This window comes from Lysobacter antibioticus (genome assembly GCF_001442535.1).
GTDB classification, from domain to species: Bacteria; Pseudomonadota; Gammaproteobacteria; order Xanthomonadales; family Xanthomonadaceae; genus Lysobacter; species Lysobacter antibioticus.
The window spans coordinates 3,908,614-3,925,460 of record NZ_CP013141.1 but is presented as its reverse complement, the minus strand read 5'-3'; the positions used below and the strand labels follow the sequence as shown (position 1 = coordinate 3,925,460).

Annotated in this window: 12 protein-coding genes and 1 pseudogene; 12 read left to right on the top strand and 1 reads right to left on the bottom strand. The window is 66.4% G+C overall.

Going from position 1 to position 16,847, the window contains the following annotated elements:
• Positions 1-184: 184 nt before the first annotated feature.
• The 3 genes from pdxR (at position 185) to GLA29479_RS23780 (ending at position 2,442) form a co-directional block, all read left to right on the top strand.
• Positions 185-1,636, top strand: coding sequence for a MocR-like pyridoxine biosynthesis transcription factor PdxR (pdxR, locus tag GLA29479_RS15835; protein ID WP_057918932.1), 1,452 nt, complete (start codon positions 185-187; stop codon positions 1,634-1,636).
• Positions 1,637-1,659: 23 nt separating this feature from the next.
• Complete coding sequence (locus tag GLA29479_RS15830) at positions 1,660-1,893, top strand: hypothetical protein (protein WP_144436546.1); 234 nt, start codon at positions 1,660-1,662, stop codon at positions 1,891-1,893.
• Between the two features lie 339 nt (positions 1,894-2,232).
• Complete coding sequence (locus GLA29479_RS23780) at positions 2,233-2,442, top strand: hypothetical protein (RefSeq protein ID WP_082638736.1); 210 nt, start codon at positions 2,233-2,235, stop codon at positions 2,440-2,442.
• 480 nt (positions 2,443-2,922) lie between these two features.
• Here the strand turns inward: GLA29479_RS23780 and GLA29479_RS15825 are convergent, their stop codons facing one another.
• Positions 2,923-3,375 (bottom strand): hypothetical protein, encoded by a 453-nt coding sequence (locus tag GLA29479_RS15825; protein WP_248842741.1) that lies wholly within the window; start codon positions 3,373-3,375, stop codon positions 2,923-2,925.
• Between the two features lie 101 nt (positions 3,376-3,476).
• On the opposite strand from GLA29479_RS15825, the gene sufT reads away from it, so the two are divergent.
• The 9 genes and pseudogenes from sufT to GLA29479_RS15790 all read left to right on the top strand — a co-directional run bounded on the left by sufT (position 3,477) and on the right by GLA29479_RS15790 (position 16,828).
• Complete coding sequence (gene sufT / locus GLA29479_RS15820) at positions 3,477-4,028, top strand: putative Fe-S cluster assembly protein SufT (protein ID WP_057972144.1); 552 nt, start codon at positions 3,477-3,479, stop codon at positions 4,026-4,028.
• A 437-nt stretch (positions 4,029-4,465) separates the two neighbouring features.
• A complete protein-coding gene (locus tag GLA29479_RS15815; RefSeq protein ID WP_057918930.1) occupies positions 4,466-6,244 on the top strand; it encodes a S8 family peptidase in 1,779 nt (592 codons plus the stop codon).
• Between the two features lie 596 nt (positions 6,245-6,840).
• Positions 6,841-8,616, top strand: coding sequence for a S8 family peptidase (locus GLA29479_RS15810; protein WP_057972143.1), 1,776 nt, complete (start codon positions 6,841-6,843; stop codon positions 8,614-8,616).
• Positions 8,617-8,899: 283 nt separating this feature from the next.
• Complete coding sequence (locus GLA29479_RS15805) at positions 8,900-9,418, top strand: hypothetical protein (protein WP_057972142.1); 519 nt, start codon at positions 8,900-8,902, stop codon at positions 9,416-9,418.
• Positions 9,419-9,612: 194 nt separating this feature from the next.
• Positions 9,613-9,858, top strand: a complete 246-nt coding sequence (locus GLA29479_RS24670; protein ID WP_144436545.1) for a hypothetical protein — start codon at positions 9,613-9,615, stop codon at positions 9,856-9,858.
• Positions 9,855-11,195: pseudogene (locus tag GLA29479_RS15800) on the top strand (M12 family metallo-peptidase); the annotation flags it as partial. The gene GLA29479_RS24670 and the pseudogene GLA29479_RS15800, both read left to right, overlap by 4 nt.
• Positions 11,181-11,810, top strand: a complete 630-nt coding sequence (locus tag GLA29479_RS26140) for a PKD domain-containing protein (RefSeq protein WP_425478948.1) — start codon at positions 11,181-11,183, stop codon at positions 11,808-11,810. The pseudogene GLA29479_RS15800 and the gene GLA29479_RS26140, both read left to right, overlap by 15 nt.
• A gap of 294 nt (positions 11,811-12,104) precedes the next feature.
• Positions 12,105-14,108, top strand: coding sequence for a PKD domain-containing protein (locus tag GLA29479_RS24665; protein WP_057972141.1), 2,004 nt, complete (start codon positions 12,105-12,107; stop codon positions 14,106-14,108).
• 707 nt (positions 14,109-14,815) lie between these two features.
• Positions 14,816-16,828 carry a proprotein convertase P-domain-containing protein gene (locus GLA29479_RS15790; protein WP_148649802.1) on the top strand — a complete coding sequence of 671 codons (2,013 nt, stop codon included), beginning with the start codon at positions 14,816-14,818 and terminating at the stop codon, positions 16,826-16,828.
• Positions 16,829-16,847 lie beyond the last annotated feature (19 nt).

The window sequence follows — 16,847 nt, the reverse complement described above, 5'->3', positions numbered from 1 at the left end:
TCGAGGGAGCCAATCGGCCTCGGCCGCTTGTGAGCGCGACAGCGGTCACGAAACACGTTGCGCCCCGCTTGTCATGCGCATGTGCCGACTTGGACCAAGTCGCTGATCGGCCCTCGCAACTCGCCCATTGGCTTGGCAATATCGATGGCACAGGCGGCCCGAGGGGGCCAATCCGGAGCCGCGAATGTACCTGCCGCTCGATGGCCGAGGACCGTTGCACGGGCAATTGGTTCGGTCGCTCAAGGACGCGGTGATGACCGGGCGGCTGCCGTCCGGGCTGCGTTTTCCACCGACCCGGCTGCTGGCCCAGCAGTTGGGGGTGTCGCGCAACACCGTGCTGGCCGCCTACGAGCAATTGCGCGCCGAAGGCTTCATGCAAGCGCGGGTCGGCTCCGGCAGCTATGTCGCCATGCCCGGCGCGCCGGTGCAGCCGCGTTCCGAGCCGCCGCAGCGGGTGGCGCCGCAAAGCGCCTATGCCCGGCGCCTGCGCCGTTATCACGACCACGCCCACATGCCGGGCCGGCGCGTGCCCGGTGCCTTGCACAGCTTCCAGTACGGCGTGCCGTTCACCAATCCGCTGCTGACCTCGGCCTGGGCGCGGGCGCTGTCGCATGCGGCGGTCTATACCCAGCCCCATTACCCGACCGCACAGGGCCTGCCGGCCTTGCGCGTGGCGGTCTGCGAATACCTGTCCCTGCGCCGCGGCGTGCATGCACGGCCTGAGGACATCGTGATCGTCACCGGCACCCAGCAAGCGGTCAGCCTGACCGCGCGCGTGGTGCTAGACGAAGGCGACGAGGTGGTGATCGAAGAGCCGCAGTACTTCGCCGTGCGCGAAGCCCTGCAGATCCACGGCGCACGCCTGCTGCCGGTGCCGGTGGACGGCGAGGGCCTGTGCACCGATCTCCTGCCGGAACGGCCGCCGCGGCTGATCTGCGTGACGCCTTCGCACCAGTTCCCCACCGGCGCCCTGATGTCGCTGGCGCGCCGTCGCGCCTTGCTCGACTACGCCTGCCGCCACGATTGCTGGATCTTCGAAGACGACTACGACGGCGAGTTCCGTTACGACGCCCAGCCGCATGCGGCCTTGTGCGGCCTCGACGACAGCCGTCGGGTGATCTACACCGGCACCTTCTCGAAAGTGCTGTTTCCTTCGTTGCGCCTGGGCTACATCGTCGCCCCGCCGGGTCTGCGCGACGACCTGATCAGCGCCAAGTGGGTCGACGATTTCGGTTCCCCGGCGATCGAACAGGCCGCGCTCGCGCACTTCCTCGCCGATGGCGGCTTCGAACGTCACCTGCGCCGCACCGCGAAGACCCTGAAACAACGCCGCGACGCCTTGCTGGGATCCCTGCGCCGCCTGGCCGGCGATGCCGTCGACATCGACGACTCCCATGCCGGCATGCACCTGGTGGTCTGGCTGCGCGACCGCAACGTCGCCCAGGGCGAGGCCTTCATCGCCTTCGCCCAGAGCCGAGGCCTCGGTTTGTACTCGATCTTGCCGTACTACTTCGAGCCGCCCGCCCGCGCCGGCCTGTTGCTGGGTTTCGGCGCGATGTCGGTGGCGGAGATCGAGGAAGCGGCGCGGGTATTCGCGGTGTGTTTGGGCGAGATGGATTGGGGGAGTGTGGGGTAGGGGAGTGGTTGCCTGGCTCGGCGATGCGGTTGTCTCCGCCGTCGCTTGTGCATCTTTTTGCCATTGCCATTGCCATTGCCATTGTCCTGGTCCTGGTCCTGGCCCTGGCCCTGGCCGTTGCTGTGCGTCGCCTCGCACTCGCGAAGGCAGTTGAAGACCCGGAGGGCGGCGCGCAGGGATGCGCGCCGTTTTTCATCGGGACAGGGATGTCCCGTATGAAAAATCCCCGCGTATGCATCGCTCGTGCGGGCCTGTGATTCAAAACAAAAGCATTTTTCTTTGGTGACTTTCTTTTGTTGCTTTAGACAAAAGAAAGTTACCCGCCGCTTTAGTGGCGGAAGCTTTAGGCGTTTGATCTTGGTCTTTGAGAAGCATCAAGCAAGTGCAGAGCTTCCGTCCGCTAACGCGGCCGGGTTACTTTCTTTTGCTAAGCCCAAAAGAAAGGTAACCAAAGAAAAGGGCTCTCCTTGCAAGGGCACAGGCCACGAGTGCGATGCCCGCGCCGGGATTTTTCGATAGGACATCCTTGTCCTATCGAAAAACGGCGCACGTCCTGTGCGCCGCCCTCCGGGTCTCCAGGTGTTCTCGCGAGCCCGATGCTGCGCCAAGCTCATCATGGCAATGGCAATGGCAATGGCAATGGCAATGGCAATGGCAATGGCAATGGCAACGGCCTAGTTGTTGTTGCCGTTGCCGTTGCCGTTGCTGTGCGTCGCCTGGCACTAGCGAAGGCAATTGAAGAACCGGAGGGCGGCGCGCAGGGATGCGCGCCGTTTTTCATCGGGACAAGGATGTCCCGTATGTAGATCCCCGCGTCGGCATCGCTCGTGCGGGCTCGTGATTCAAAAAGAAGCATTTTGCTTTGGTTACCTTTGACCGAAGGGAATCCAGACGGACTTTTGTTGCTTATGACAAAAGAAAGTAACCCGCCGCTTTAGTGGCGGAAGCTTTTAGCGTTTGATCTAGATCTAGATCTAGATCTAGATCTCGGTCTTGCTTGAGCGTTGCGCCGCAAGGCCATGACAGCGCGGTCGCGGCTTGTGACCGAAGGAAATCCAGTAGGACGCCGCTCCTACCCTTCGCGAAAGCACGCGGCTTCGATGGATAACCACAGCGATGCAACTGCTGCGCGTCCCGTGGTCGCGGCTTGCGCCGCTCCTACCCCTGCGACAGCACTCGGCTTCGATGGGTGGCCACGGCGATGCAATCGCTGCGCGTCCCGAGGTCGCGGCTCACGCCGCTTCTACAGTGGAGAATTCGCCACCTGCCTTCAGGCAAGCCGAAGCTCAGCGCGAAGCCACCACCGCCGCCACCGCCCCGGCCGCCAGCCAGGCCAGGTCGGTGCCGGTGTTGGCCAGCTGGATCAGGGTCCAGGCGAAATGCGGCCCCAGCTTGGTCGCCGCCTCGAGCGGGTCGAGTCCCAGCATGGCGCCGACCTGGGACGAAGCGATGCCCCAGTTGGCCACCACCACGATCACCACGGTCGCCGCCAGGCCCAGCGCCGCCCGGCGCGGGCCCGGGCGCCAGCCGCCCAGGCGCAGCATCCAGGCGATATCGAGCGCCCCGAACACCGCCATCCAGCTGAATTGATGGTCGTAGGCGACCGAAAACAACACCCAGAACGCCGCGAAACCGAAGGTGCCGAGCAACAGCAGCAGCCACGAGAACGGGGTGATGCGGCGTTCGCGGCGATCGGCCGAGGCTGGGCTGCGCTGTTCGGTCGGGCGGGCGACGGTCATGGGCGGAACACTGTGGGCGGGGCAAGCCCTACAGCATAGCGGTCCCAGGCCGGTAGAATGGTGCGACTTGTGCTGCGGCACGGCATCCCCATCTTTCCGCCATGTATTCCCGCAGCAGCGAACCCGTCCGTTTCGAGCGCGATTGCGCCGTCGTCCTTGTGCCGCAGGGCGATCAGGTCACCTTGCCCGCGGGCAGCGTCGGCTATATCACCCAGGCCCTCGGCGGCAGTTACACCGTTTTCGTCGAAGGCAACCTGTTCCGCATCGCCGGCCGCGACGCCGACGCGATCGGCAAGAAGCCGCCGGAACCGCTCGAATTGCCCGAGGGCGCCGACGACGAAGCCGTCGAGCAACTGGTGTGGCGGCAGCTGCGCACCTGTTTCGACCCGGAGATCCCGATCAACGTGGTCGAGCTGGGCCTGGTCTACGAGGCGACCGTCAAGCACCGCGACGACGGCCAGCGCATGGTCGAGGTCCGCATGACCCTGACCGCACCGGCGTGCGGCATGGGCGACATCCTGGTCGACGACGTGCGCGCGAAGCTCGAGATGATCCCGACCGTGGCCGAGGCCGACGTCGAGCTGGTGTTCGACCCGCCGTGGAACCGCAACATGATGTCCGAGGCCGCCCGGCTCGAAACCGGCATGCTCTGAGCGGCGCTGCGGCACCGCCGCCGGCGTTGGAACCGCGCCTCGTCCGGCCCCCGCCGACCCGCCGCTTGGCCACCTGAATACGCTGAACCGACACGGCCCGGGCCGCCGTCGTCGTGCCTCGCCGTGTCACTCGGCGAGGCCATTCATCGCGCTGCTCCGCCGCCGGTGCGACGCGTTCACGCTATCCGCCGTGAGGCCGCATGCGCCTGCGCACTGTCGGAATGCGTGACAGAAGACACGTCCGGGGCCCTGTTAATTGGTCCGTGCCGGCTTGAAGGCACATTTGCCCAGCGCTTAGCGTGATAAGGCGGACCGGGTCATAGCGAGTCCGTACACAAACAGCGCGGACGCTGTCGCGGACAACGAAGGATTGGGTTCGGGCAGACCACCGCGCGTTGACGCCGTCATTCGGCACTTCGTTTTTGGGGGTTCCATCCATGTCCGATCGTTCCATGCGCGCGATGCGCAAGCACGCGCTCGCCGCCGCCACCGTGACCGCGCTGTCCTGCGTCGCGATGTCCGCTTTCGCCGCCGATCGCATCAACCTCGCCGCCCTGGCCAATGAAAGCCAGGACGAATTCATCGTCAAATACCGCGACGGCAGCGCCCAGCGCAGCAATGCCGCCACCCTCGAGCGTTCGCTGAGCAGCGCCGCGACCGGTTTCGCCGGCAAGGGCAAGGCCCTGGGCCTCAAGCACCTGCGCCGCACCGCGCTCGGTTCGGACGTGGTCCGCGCCGGCCGCAAGCTCGACCGCGTCGAAGCCGAATCGCTGATGCGCCAGATCGCCGCCGACCCGAACGTCGAATACGTCGAGCCGAACGCGCGCATGTACCCGACCGCCACCCCGAACGACACCCGCTTCGGCGAGCAGTGGGGCTACACCGATGCCGACGCCGGCATCAACGCCACCACCGCCTGGGACATCAGCACCGGCACCGGCGTGGTCGTGGCCGTGATCGACACCGGCATCGTCAGCCACACCGATCTCAACGCCAACATCCTGCCCGGCTACGACTTCGTCAGCGACGCCACCGCCGCGCGCGACGGCAACGGTCGCGATTCCGATCCGAGCGATCAGGGCGACTGGTTCGTCGCCGGCGAGTGCGGCCGCACCTACAACAGCAATTCGAGCTGGCACGGCACCCACGTCGCCGGCACCGTCGCCGCGGTGACCAACAACGCCAAGGGCGTCGCCGGCACCGCGTACAACGCCAAGGTCGTACCGGTGCGCGTGCTCGCCAAGTGCGGCGGCAGCCTGGCCGACATCGCCGACGCCATCACCTGGGCGTCGGGCGGCACCGTGTCGGGCATCCCGGCCAACGCCAACCCGGCCGAAGTCATCAACATGAGCCTCGGCGGTTCCGGCGCTTGCGGTTCGACCTACCAGGCCGCGATCAACGGCGCCGTTTCGCGCGGCACCACCGTCGTCGTCGCTGCCGGCAACAACAACGGCAATGCCGCCGACGCGCGTCCGGCCAACTGCACCGGCGTGATCACGGTCGGTGCGGTCGACAGCGCCGGTGCGCGTTCGGTGTGGAGCAGCACGCAGAAGTCGAACTACGGTGCGGTGGTCGACATCGCCGCCCCGGGTTCGAACATCCTGTCGACGCTCAACGCCGGCACCACCACCCCGGGCGCGGAGAGCTATGCGTCCTACGGCGGCACCTCGATGGCGACGCCGCACGTCGCCGGCGTGGTCGCGCTGCTGCAGGCCAAGGCGACGACGCCGAAGACCCCGGCCGAGATCGAGACCCTGCTCAAGAACACCGCACGCGCTTTCCCGCAGACGCCGGACCAGCCGATCGGCGTGGGCATCGTCAACGCCAAGGCCGCGCTGGATGCGCTCGGCGGCACCCCGAACCCGGGCACGCAGACCTACAGCAACGGCACCGACTACAACATTCCGGACAACAACACGACCGGCGTGTCGAGCAGCATCGCGGTGTCGGGCCGCACCGGCAACGCGCCGAGCAACGCTTCGGTGACGGTCAACATCATCCACCCGTACAAGGGCGACCTGAAGGTCGACCTGATCGCGCCGGACGGTTCGGTCTACAACATCCACAACCGCAGCGGCGGCAGCGCCGACAACGTCAGCGGCACGTTCACCGTGAATCTGTCGAGCGAAGCGCTCAACGGCACCTGGAAGCTGCGCGCGGTCGATGCCGCGGCGGTCGACGTCGGCCGCATCGATACCTGGAGCATCACGTTCTGATCGACCGCCGAGGCGCTGCATAAAGCCAAGGCGCAACACCGACCCCGGCTTCGGCCGGGGTTTTTTTCGCCGCGGGCAGGGTAGAGCGGCGGCCGCGACGCGGCGCCCGAGCGAGTCGCATGGCTCAGCTCGCTGCGTCCGGTGCGGATGCGACCCGTCGCCAGGCACGCATTCAGCGATGCGTTCATGCCGATGAATGTGGACGTACAGCGAGAAATGCAGGGGCTCGGCGATGCGTGTGCAACGCATGGACATCGCCTCGTCGCGATGCCGGTGGCACCGTGCAAACAGATTTGTTCGCTGTCACTTTTTCGCGGCAGGGGTAGGGGGTTTTTGCGTTTTTGCGTTGTGACGCCTGCCACACAAGTGCGTAGCAAATGCGTGATTTATTTCACTTTTACGCCACAAAACGGTGACGCCCATCTCTTGTCGTAGCCGCCGCGCAATCGTTAGCGTGGATCGACGGATCGCATCGACATTTCGCCGAATGCGCTTCGCGAACAAGTCCGGGCATCGCGGCGTCCTCGTCGTTGCCGCCGGTTCACCGGACGACTCCGCCGCAACTGCGGCCACTTCAGTTTAGGGGTTCTCAACAGATGTCCGTTCGTTCGAATCGCGTACACGCCCTTGCCGCCGCCACCGCCCTGGTGCTGGCTTCGACCGTCGCCGGATCGGCTTTCGCCGCCGAGCGCGTCAACCTCAGCGGCCTGCAGACCGCCGCCAAGTTCGACCGATTCATCGTCAAGTACCGCGACGGCAGCGTCGAGCGCAGCAGCGCCGCCAGCGTGCAGAGCGCGCTCAGCACCGCCGCGACCGCTTCCGTCGGCAAGGCCAAGGGCAAGGCCGCACTCGGCCTGAAGCACCTGCGCCGCACCGCCATCGGCGCCGACGTGGTGCGCGCCGACCGTTCGCTCGACCGCGTCGAAGCCGAATCGCTGATGCGCCAGATCGCCGCCGACCCGAACGTCGATTTCGTCGAAGTCGACGTGCGCCGCCATGCCCTGCTGACTCCGAACGACACCCACTACGGCGTGCAGTACGGCTTCAACGGCGCCAACGGCGGCATGCGCGTCGACCAGGCCTGGGACGTCTCCACCGGCAGCGGTGCGGTCGTCGCCGTGCTCGACACCGGCATCACCCCGCACAGCGATCTCAACGCCAACATCCTGCCGGGCTACGACTTCATCACCGACACCTTCGTCTCGCGCGACGGCGACGGCCGCGATTCCAACCCGAACGACGAAGGCGACTGGAACAACGCAACCGAGTGCGACCAGCCCGGCTACGACGTCGACGCCAGCGATTCGAGCTGGCACGGCACCCACGTCGCCGGCACCGTCGCCGCAGTGACCAACAACGCCAAGGGCGTCGCCGGCACCGCGTTCAACGCCAAGGTCGTGCCGGTGCGCGTGCTCGGCCGCTGCGGCGGTTACGACTCCGACATCTCCGACGCCATCGTCTGGGCCTCGGGCGGCAGCGTGTCGGGCATCCCGGCCAATGCCAACCCGGCCGAAGTGATCAACCTCAGCCTCGGCGGCGGCGGCGCCTGCCCGAGCAGCTACCAGACCGCGATCAACGGTGCGGTAGGCCGCGGCACCACCATCGTCGTGGCCGCCGGCAACGAAAGCGCGAACGTCTCGACCTCGACGCCGGCCAACTGCGCCAACGTCATCGCCGTTGCGGCCACCACTTCGACCGGCGCCAAGGCCAGCTACTCCAACTACGGCACCGGCATCGACGTGTCGGCGCCGGGCGACCAGATCGCCTCGACCCATAACGGCGGCACCACCACCCAGGGCGCCGAGCAGTACGTGTACATGAGCGGCACCTCGATGGCTTCGCCGCACGTCGCCGGCGTGGTCGCACTGCTGCAGTCGAAGGCAACCACGCCGAAGACCCCGGCCGAGATCGAGACCCTGCTCAAGAACACCGCGCGCGCGCTCCCCGGCTCGTGCTCGGGCGGTTGCGGCGCCGGCATCGTCAATGCCAAGGCCGCGCTCGACGCGCTCGGCGGCACCCCGCCGACCGGCGTGCAGACCTACACCAACGGCACCGACGTCGCCATTCCCGACAACGCCACGGTCGAAAGCAGCATCGTCGTGTCGGGCCGCACCGGCAACGCGCCGAGCACCGCCTCGATCTCGGTCAACATCGTCCACACCTACAAGGGCGACTTGAAGGTCGACCTGGTCGCGCCGGACGGCACGCTCTACAACATCCACAACCGCACCGGCTCGGGCACCGACAACGTCATCGGTACCTTCACCAAGAACCTGTCGACCGAAACGCTCAACGGCACCTGGAAGCTGCGCGTCAACGATAACGCGAGCCAGGACACCGGCCGCATCGATACCTGGAGCATCACGTTCTAAACCCGCCGGCAGGCCGCCCGTGAGGCTCGCCGTGCGTTCAGAACCCCGGTTTCGACCGGGGTTCTTTTTTGGGCTCGCGCGCAGTCACCGAGGTGAACGCACGCCGACTCCGGGTTGTGCCACATAGCGCGCTCACATCCGTCGCCGGATGCGGGGAGTAAGCTCGGGACGTCGCTGGAAGCGGGCGGAACGGTCGCGGCGCTCCCGGTTTCGCATCGCGAGCCGCAACCCCGAATACCATGCTCATGCGTTCCATCGATACCCGATCCCAGGAGAAGCCCGCATGCCGTTTCCGATCCGCGCTCTGTGGCTGTCGTCCACGGCCTTGTTCCTTTCCTTTGCGATGACCGCCTGCATGGCCTCCAGTACGACTCCCGACAGCGCTCCCGACGCCAATCCGCAAGTCAACTCCGAAGTGAACCCGGAAGTTAACCCGTCTCCGAGGAAGGCGCCGGCCCAGGTCGGCGAACCGGTCGGTGGTGGGCCGTTCGCGCAGTTCATCGTCAAATACCGCGACGACAGCGCGCCGCTCAAGCAGCAAGGCGTGGTGCAGACGCGCCTCAACCAGACCGCGCAGCGCCTGCAGGGCGTGGCCGGCAAGGGCGGCGCACCGACCCTGACCTGGAAGCATCGCATGGGCATCAATGCCGACGTGTTCAGCGTCAGCCCGGCGCTCGACCGCGCCGGCGCGCAGCGCCTGATGCAGGCATTCGCCGCCGATCCGGACGTGCAGTTCATCGAGCCCGACAACCACATCGCACTCGATCCGATCATCCGCGGGCCGGAGGTCATCGAGAAGTAATCGGCGGAGCAACGCGTCGCCGGGACCTCCTGAAAGACTGCAAGAAATTCATTGACGCAAGGCACGCAATCTTCGCTGCGAAGCACAAAAAACCCCGGTAAAGCCGGGGTTTTTTGTTGCGCGAAAGGCGCCGTCGTGTGGAGGTTTTATCGCTCGGCGAGCAGCGGATTTCGCGTGCCCGAAAGAGTTTTCCGATGCATGACCTGCATCACGAACGGTGCCGCCGAATCGGTCGCCGAACCATTGCCGCGGCCTTGCGCGAAACGTTAGCGTCGAAGTGCGGACGGAACGACGACTCGATCCGCAATCAAGACACGAAACGCCAGATCGGACACGAGGGCGAACAGGTGCTGGCGAACAGGCCGCCTGCCTTCGATGTTCCGGCGATTACCTTTCGGCCGCGCTTGCGGCTTTACTTCCTTCGGGGGTTCCACCAATGACCAGCAAGTCTCGCAACCGCGTCCGTGCGCGCGGTCTGAACACCGCTCGCGTCGCCGTACTCGCATCCGCGATCGCCGCATTGCCGGCCTTCGCCGCACAACCCTTGTTCGTCGGCGACGCCACGCCGCGCGCCGGTATCGCCGGCAGCCAGGGCTCGTCCGCCCTCGGCCGTGCGCAGAGCCTCGCCGCCGCGCCGGCCACCGCCTCGCTGCGGCTCAAGCGCGCCGATGCCGCCGTGGTCAGCGCGCAGACGCGCGAAATCGAACTGCAACTCGGCGGCCACCTGGTCAACGCCGTGCTCGACAACGTCCGCGAAACCCGCGGCGGCAGCACCGTCTGGATGGGCCATCTGCGCGGCACCGGCAAGGCCGCCGCCGCTCGCACCGCACGCGAAGTGCGCAGCGACGAACGCAACTCGGTCGCCCTGGTGCGCCGCGGCAACGGCGTCACCGGCAACGTCCGCGTCGACGGCCAGCTGTATCGCATCCGTCCGCTCGCCGACGGCAGCCATGCGGTGATCGAGGTCGACGAAACCCGCATGCCGCCGGACCATGCCGCCGACTACAACGAGGCGAGCCTGCCCCAGATCGACATGCGCGCAGCCGCCACGCAGGCCGCTCGCAGCGGTGGCCTGGTCGGTCCGGCCGCGACCGAGCCGGGCGCCACCGCCACCATCCGTGTCCAGGTGGTCGCGACCAACGACGCGGTCACGGCTTATGGCGGCGACATGGAGGCGCTGGTCGAACTGGCCGTCGCCGAGAGCAACCAGGGTTACCTCAATTCCAACGTCGGCATCAATATGGTGCTGGCCAACTACCGCACCGTCCAATACACCTCGGTCGGCGACGGCCACGCCACCGACGTGGACCGCTTCGAAGGTACCAACGACGGTTACATGGACGACATCCACGGTACCCGCGACACCAATGCCGCCGACGTCAACGTCCTGGTCATCAACGACGACAGCAACTGCGGCCGCGCGGCCGCGATCGGTTCCAACGCCGCCACTGCGTTCGCGACCGTGCACTACGATTGCGCGACCGGCTACTACAGCTTCGCCCATGAGGTCGGCCATCTGCTGTCGGCCCGCCACAACCCGCAGAACGATCCGAACACGCTGCCTTACGCTTACGGCCACGGCTACCAGTACATGCCCGCGCAGGGCGCTCGCTGGCGCACCATCATGGCCTACCAGTGCCCGGGCACGGCCTGCACCCGCCTGAACTACTGGTCGAATCCGGACATCACCTACGGCGGCGTGGCGATGGGCACGGCCGATGTGCACCACAACCAGCGCGTACTGGTGCAGACCAAGGCGGCGATGGCGGCATTCCGCGCCGACCCGGGCGCCAACGTCGCACCGGTGGCGAACTTCAGCTCCAGCGCCAGCGGCCTGAGCGTGAGCTTCACCGACAGCTCCACCGACAGCGACGGCAGCATCGCCTCGCGCAGCTGGAACTTCGGCGACGGCACCAGCTCGACCGCGACCAACCCGAGTAAGGCCTACACCGCGGCCGGCACCTACACCGTCGTGCTGACCGTCACCGACGACGACGGCGCCACCCACAGCAAGACCGCCTCGGTCACGGTCAATGCCAGCGGCGTGCAGACCTATACCAACGGCGCCGACGTCAACATTCCGGACAACAACGCCACCGGCGTGAGCAGCAGCATCGCCGTGTCCGGGCGCAGCGGCAATGCGCCGAGCAACGCCAGCGTCTCGGTCAACATCGTCCACCCGTACAAGGGCGACTTGATCGTCGACCTGATCGCGCCGGACGGCTCGGTCTACAACCTCCACAACCGCAGCGGCGGCAGCGCCGACAACGTCACCGGCAGCTTCACCAAGGACCTGTCGAGCGAGCCGCTCAACGGTACCTGGAAGCTGCGCGCGGCCGATCGCGCCTCGCAGGATATCGGCCGCATCGACACCTGGAGCATCACGTTCTGATAAGCCTCGCGTTTTGAGGAACCTCCGTCTGGAGGGACCTCGTGTCCGGGGAGCCCCGGCTTTTGATAAGCCGGGCTCCTGAAACACAGGCGGGCTTAGGGGAGTCCGCTTTCCGCTCGACGATGACCTGAAACGACTCTGGCGAAGTGCGATCCGGACGCGGGCCGCAGCTCGCTGTGGACGCGCCCGCCCGGCATCCGGCCCTTCGCCTCGAGGGGCCGGATGTTCCGGGCCGGTCCAGGCCTCGTTGCGGAACCTCGCCACCACGTCGTCCTTCCCAACATGGAGCAAGTAATGAAACGACTGACCGCTTCCCTGGCCCTGCTCGCACTGTCGATCGGCAGCGCGCTCGCCGCCCCGACTCTGCGTCCGGCGGCTTTCGACAACGCCCGCCTTTCGCGCATCGACCGCATCGCCCTGCGCAGCATGCCGGCAGTGGACGTAGCCAAGCTGCGCGCCGAAGACCTCAAGCGCGGCCGCAACGAAGCGCCGCGCTTCGCCACCTCGCTGCCGGTGGACATGAACACCCTCAACAGCGGCACCTGGGAAGACCTCGACGCCGACCATGCGGTCTGGCGCACGCGCATCGAATCCAAGAACGCGCTGACCCTGAATTTCCATTTCGATCAGTTCAAGCTGCCCGCCGGCGCACGCATGCTGATCTATCCGGCCGACCAGACCCCGGGCTCCAACGCCTCGCGCGTGCGCAGCTTCACCGCGGCCGACAACAACGCCTTCAACGAGCTGTGGACGCCGGTGGTGATCGGCGACGAGGCGGTGATCGAAGTGGTCGTGCCGCGCGCCAAGGTCGGCGAGCTCAAGCTGCACCTGGCCGGGGTCCAGCACGATTACAGGGGCCTGGCCAGGCTCGCGCGCGAAGCCGCGCTGGAGCAGGCCACGGGCGTGTCGGGCAGCTGCAACATCGACGTGGTCTGTCCCGAAGGTAACGCCCACCGCGACGTGATCCGCTCGGTCGCGGCCTACTCCAAGCAGGGCACGATGTGGTGCACCGGCTCGCTGGTCAACAACACCGCCAACGACAAGAAGATGTACTTCCTGACCGCGAACCACTGCGGCATGACCACCGCGGCGATCGCCGCGAGCATGGTGGTGTACTGGAACTATCAGAACTCGACCTGCCGCGCGCCGGGCTCGTCCTCCAGCGGCGCCAACGGCGACGGCTCGCTGTCGCAGTCGCAGACCGGTGCGGTGGTCCGCGCGACCAACGCCGCGTCAGACTTCACCCTGCTCGAACTCAACACCGCCGCCAACCCGGCCCATAACCTGTTCTGGGCCGGCTGGGACCGCCGCGACCAGAACTTCTCCGGCGCGACCGCCATCCATCATCCCAACGTGGCCGAGAAGCGCATCAGCCACTCGACCACCGCGACCCAGATCAGCGGCTACAACGGCGCCAGCGGCAGCACTCACCTGCATGTGTTCTGGCAGGCCAACGGCGGCGTGACCGAGCCGGGTTCGTCGGGTTCGCCGATCTACAGCCCGGAGAAGCGCGTGCTGGGTCAGCTGCACGGCGGCCCGTCGAGCTGCTCGGCGACCGGCGCCGATCGTAGCGACTATTACGGTCGTATCTTCACCTCCTGGACCGGCGGCGGTTCCGCGGCCACGCGTTTGAGCAACTGGCTCGACCCGAGCGGCAGCGGCGCGCAGTTCATCGACGGCATCGATTCCAGCGGCACGCCGACCAATACGCCGCCGGTGGCCAATTTCAGCTCGAGCGCGAGCGGCCTGACCGTGAGCTTCACCGACAGCTCCAGCGACAGCGACGGCAGCATCGTCTCGCGCAGCTGGAACTTCGGCGACGGCACCACCTCGACGGCGACCAACCCGAGCAAGACCTACAACACCATCGGTACCTACACCGTCACCTTGACGGTCACCGACGACGACGGCGCCACCCACACCAAGACCGCTTCGGTCACGGTCGGCACCGGCGGTGCGCAGACCTACACCAACGGCACCGACGTCAACATTCCCGACAATGCCACGGTGGAAAGCTCGATCGTCGTGTCGGGCCGCAGCGGCAACGCGCCGGCGAGCACGCCGATCTCGGTCAACATCGTCCATACCTACAAGGGCGACCTGAAGGTCGACCTGGTCGCGCCGGACGGCACGCTGTACAACATCCACAATCGCAGCGGCGGCAGCGCCGACAACGTCACCGGCACCTTCAACAAGAACCTGTCGAGCGAAGCGCTCAACGGCACCTGGAAGCTGCGCGTCAACGACAATGCGAGCCAGGACACCGGCCGCATCGACAGCTGGAGCATCACCTTCTGATCGACCGGGGCATCGATGCGATGGCCCAGTAAAACCCCGGCTTCGGCCGGGGTTTTTCTTTGCGGAAGGCACTTCGAATCGTTCGCGAATCTGCCTGTGGGGCATAAGGACGTGGAAGCGACGATGTCGATGGAGCGGGCGAAGGCGACCGCGCTGAGCTGCAGAGACCCGAGCGCAGCTTCGTCGGCACGAACGTGCGCCTCTCTGCCGAATGAGGTCGTTCTTGATGGGGCAGACCGTAGCCGAAGAGGTATCTCACCGCGCTGGAACGGCACCGGAAAAGCGGCGCCGGCGATGGGCCGTCGACGCGGCTGCGCCGGAGTTCCCCGGGTTCGTGTCGTGCATTGCATCATGAACGCGGACGGGTTCTCAGTTTCTATTTCCGGTCCAGCACACCGATTTCAATCGAAACAAATCTTCGTTGTATGCGTGACGTCAGGCACGGATGCGATGTCGACTCGACGCGTTTGCGTCTTGTTGTGCGCGACGCGTGTGCCTCAGAGTCGCGCCGTGGTCGCAAAGGCACGGTAGCAGCGCGCACCACGCGTCGTAGAAAAAACGCACGCTCAGGGGAAGCATGCGGCCTCGCCTGCATCAAACGCTGGAGCATCCAGTTCCCATCGCCTGACCCCGTCGCCATCGCCATTGTCGAACACACCGGCCCAGCCGGCGTCGCGGTCTTGCCTCTACTACGGACGGAGAGACTCATGAAACGACTTTGTGGTTCCTTGTTGTTGCTCGGACTGTCGATCAGTGCCGCACTTGCTGCCCCGGCCACGCGCCCGGCGGCTTTCGATCACGCGAACATCTCGCGAGTGGACAAGATCGCGCTGCGCGCGATGCCGGCGGTGGACGTCGCCAAGTTGCGCGCGGAAGACCGCGTGCGCGAAGCGCGCAACGAGATTCCTCGCTTCGCCGCGCCGATGGACGTCGACATGACGCCGCTGAATTCGGGCGTGTGGGAACAACTCGACGACGAGAACGTCATCTGGCGCCAGCGCGTGCGCTCGGATAAGGCGTTGTCGTTGAACTTCGGCTTCACCCGGTACCACATGCCCGCCGGCGGCCGACTGCTGGTCTATCCGGCGACCCAGACCGCAGGCGGCGATCGCAGCCTGATCCGCGAATACACCGACCGCGACAACAGTCCTTCCGGCCAGTTGTGGACGGCGATCGTCGACGGCGAAGAGGCGGTGATCGAAGTGGTGGTGCCCAGCGCGAAGATGGGCGAGCTCAAGCTGCAGCTGACCAAGGTCAACCACGGCTACGAGGCGTTCGGACAAGTCGCGGGCCGTCTGATGGCGACCCAGGGCGAAAAGGGCGTCTCGGGCGCCTGTAACATCGACGTGGTCTGCCCCGAAGGCGACGGACGTCGCGACATCATCCGCTCGGTCGCGGCCTACTCGAAGAACGGCTCGCTGGCCTGTACCGGTTCGCTGGTCAACAACACCGCCAACGACAAGAAGATGTACTTCCTGACCGCGCACCATTGCGGCATGGGTACGGCGTCGACGGCCGCCAGCATCGTGGTGTACTGGAACTACCAGAACTCGACCTGCCGCCCGCCGAACACGCCCGCCAGCGGCGCCAACGGCGACGGCTCGATGGCCAACACCCAGTCCGGTTCGACCTACAAGGCGACCTACGCGACCTCCGACTTCACCCTGCTCGAACTCAACACGCCGGCCAACCCTGCGTTCAATCTGTTCTGGGCCGGTTGGGACCGCCGCGACCAGAACTATCCGGGCGCGATCGGCATCCATCACCCGAACGTGGCCGAGAAGCGCATCAGCAACTCGACCAGCCCCACCTCGTTCGTGGCCTGGGGCGGCGGCGCCGGTACCACCCACTTGAACGTGCAGTGGCAGCCGACCGGCGGCGTGACCGAGCCGGGTTCTTCGGGTTCGCCGATCTATAGCCCCGAGAAACGCGTGATCGGCCAACTGCACGGCGGTCCGTCGAGCTGCAGCGCCACCGGCACCAACCGCAGCGACCAGTACGGCCGCGTGTTCACCTCGTGGACCGGCGGCGGTGCCGCGGACTCGCGCCTGAGCAACTGGCTCGACCCGGGCAACACCGGTGCGCAGTTCATCGACGGCCTGGATTCGGGCGGCGGCACGCCGAACAATCCGCCGGTGGCGAACTTCACCTCGTCGGTCAGCGGCCTGACCGCGACCTTCACCGACAGCTCCACCGACAGCGACGGCAGCATTGCCTCGCGTAGCTGGAACTTCGGCGACGGCACCACCTCGACCGCGACCAACCCGTCCAAGACCTACAGCGCCGCCGGTACCTATACCGTCACGCTGACCGTCACCGATGACGACGGTGCGACCAACACCAAGACCGGTACGGTCACGGTGTCGGGCGGCCCGGGTGCGCAGACCTACACCAACGACACCGACGTGGCGATCAGCGACAACGCCACCGTGGAAAGCTCGATCACCGTGTCCGGCCGCAGCGGCAACGGCTCGGCGACCACGCCGATCCAGGTGACGATCTACCACACCTACCGGAGCGACCTGAAGGTCGACCTGGTGGCGCCGGACGGCACGGTCTACAACATCCACAACCGCACCGGCGGCAGCGCCGATAACGTCATCGGCACCTACACCAAGAACCTGTCGAGCGAACCGCTCAACGGTACCTGGAAGCTGCGCGTCAACGACAATGCGAACCTGGACACCGGCCGCATCGACAAGTGGAGCATCACGTTCTGATCCACCGACGCCGCGCGCC

Bases quoted from the DNA above. Each gene is read 5' to 3' on its own strand.
- pdxR (WP_057918932.1), top strand. From the start codon at position 185: ATGTACCTGCCGCTCGATGGCCGAGGACCGTTGCACGGGCAATTGGTT.
- GLA29479_RS15830 (WP_144436546.1), top strand. From the start codon at position 1,660: ATGCGGTTGTCTCCGCCGTCGCTTGTGCATCTTTTTGCCATTGCCATT.
- GLA29479_RS23780 (WP_082638736.1), top strand. From the start codon at position 2,233: ATGCTGCGCCAAGCTCATCATGGCAATGGCAATGGCAATGGCAATGGC.
- GLA29479_RS15825 (WP_248842741.1), bottom strand. From the start codon at position 3,375: ATGACCGTCGCCCGCCCGACCGAACAGCGCAGCCCAGCCTCGGCCGAT.
- sufT (WP_057972144.1), top strand. From the start codon at position 3,477: ATGTATTCCCGCAGCAGCGAACCCGTCCGTTTCGAGCGCGATTGCGCC.
- GLA29479_RS15815 (WP_057918930.1), top strand. From the start codon at position 4,466: ATGTCCGATCGTTCCATGCGCGCGATGCGCAAGCACGCGCTCGCCGCC.
- GLA29479_RS15810 (WP_057972143.1), top strand. From the start codon at position 6,841: ATGTCCGTTCGTTCGAATCGCGTACACGCCCTTGCCGCCGCCACCGCC.
- GLA29479_RS15805 (WP_057972142.1), top strand. From the start codon at position 8,900: ATGCCGTTTCCGATCCGCGCTCTGTGGCTGTCGTCCACGGCCTTGTTC.
- GLA29479_RS24670 (WP_144436545.1), top strand. From the start codon at position 9,613: ATGCATGACCTGCATCACGAACGGTGCCGCCGAATCGGTCGCCGAACC.
- GLA29479_RS26140 (WP_425478948.1), top strand. From the start codon at position 11,181: ATGGCGGCATTCCGCGCCGACCCGGGCGCCAACGTCGCACCGGTGGCG.
- GLA29479_RS24665 (WP_057972141.1), top strand. From the start codon at position 12,105: ATGAAACGACTGACCGCTTCCCTGGCCCTGCTCGCACTGTCGATCGGC.
- GLA29479_RS15790 (WP_148649802.1), top strand. From the start codon at position 14,816: ATGAAACGACTTTGTGGTTCCTTGTTGTTGCTCGGACTGTCGATCAGT.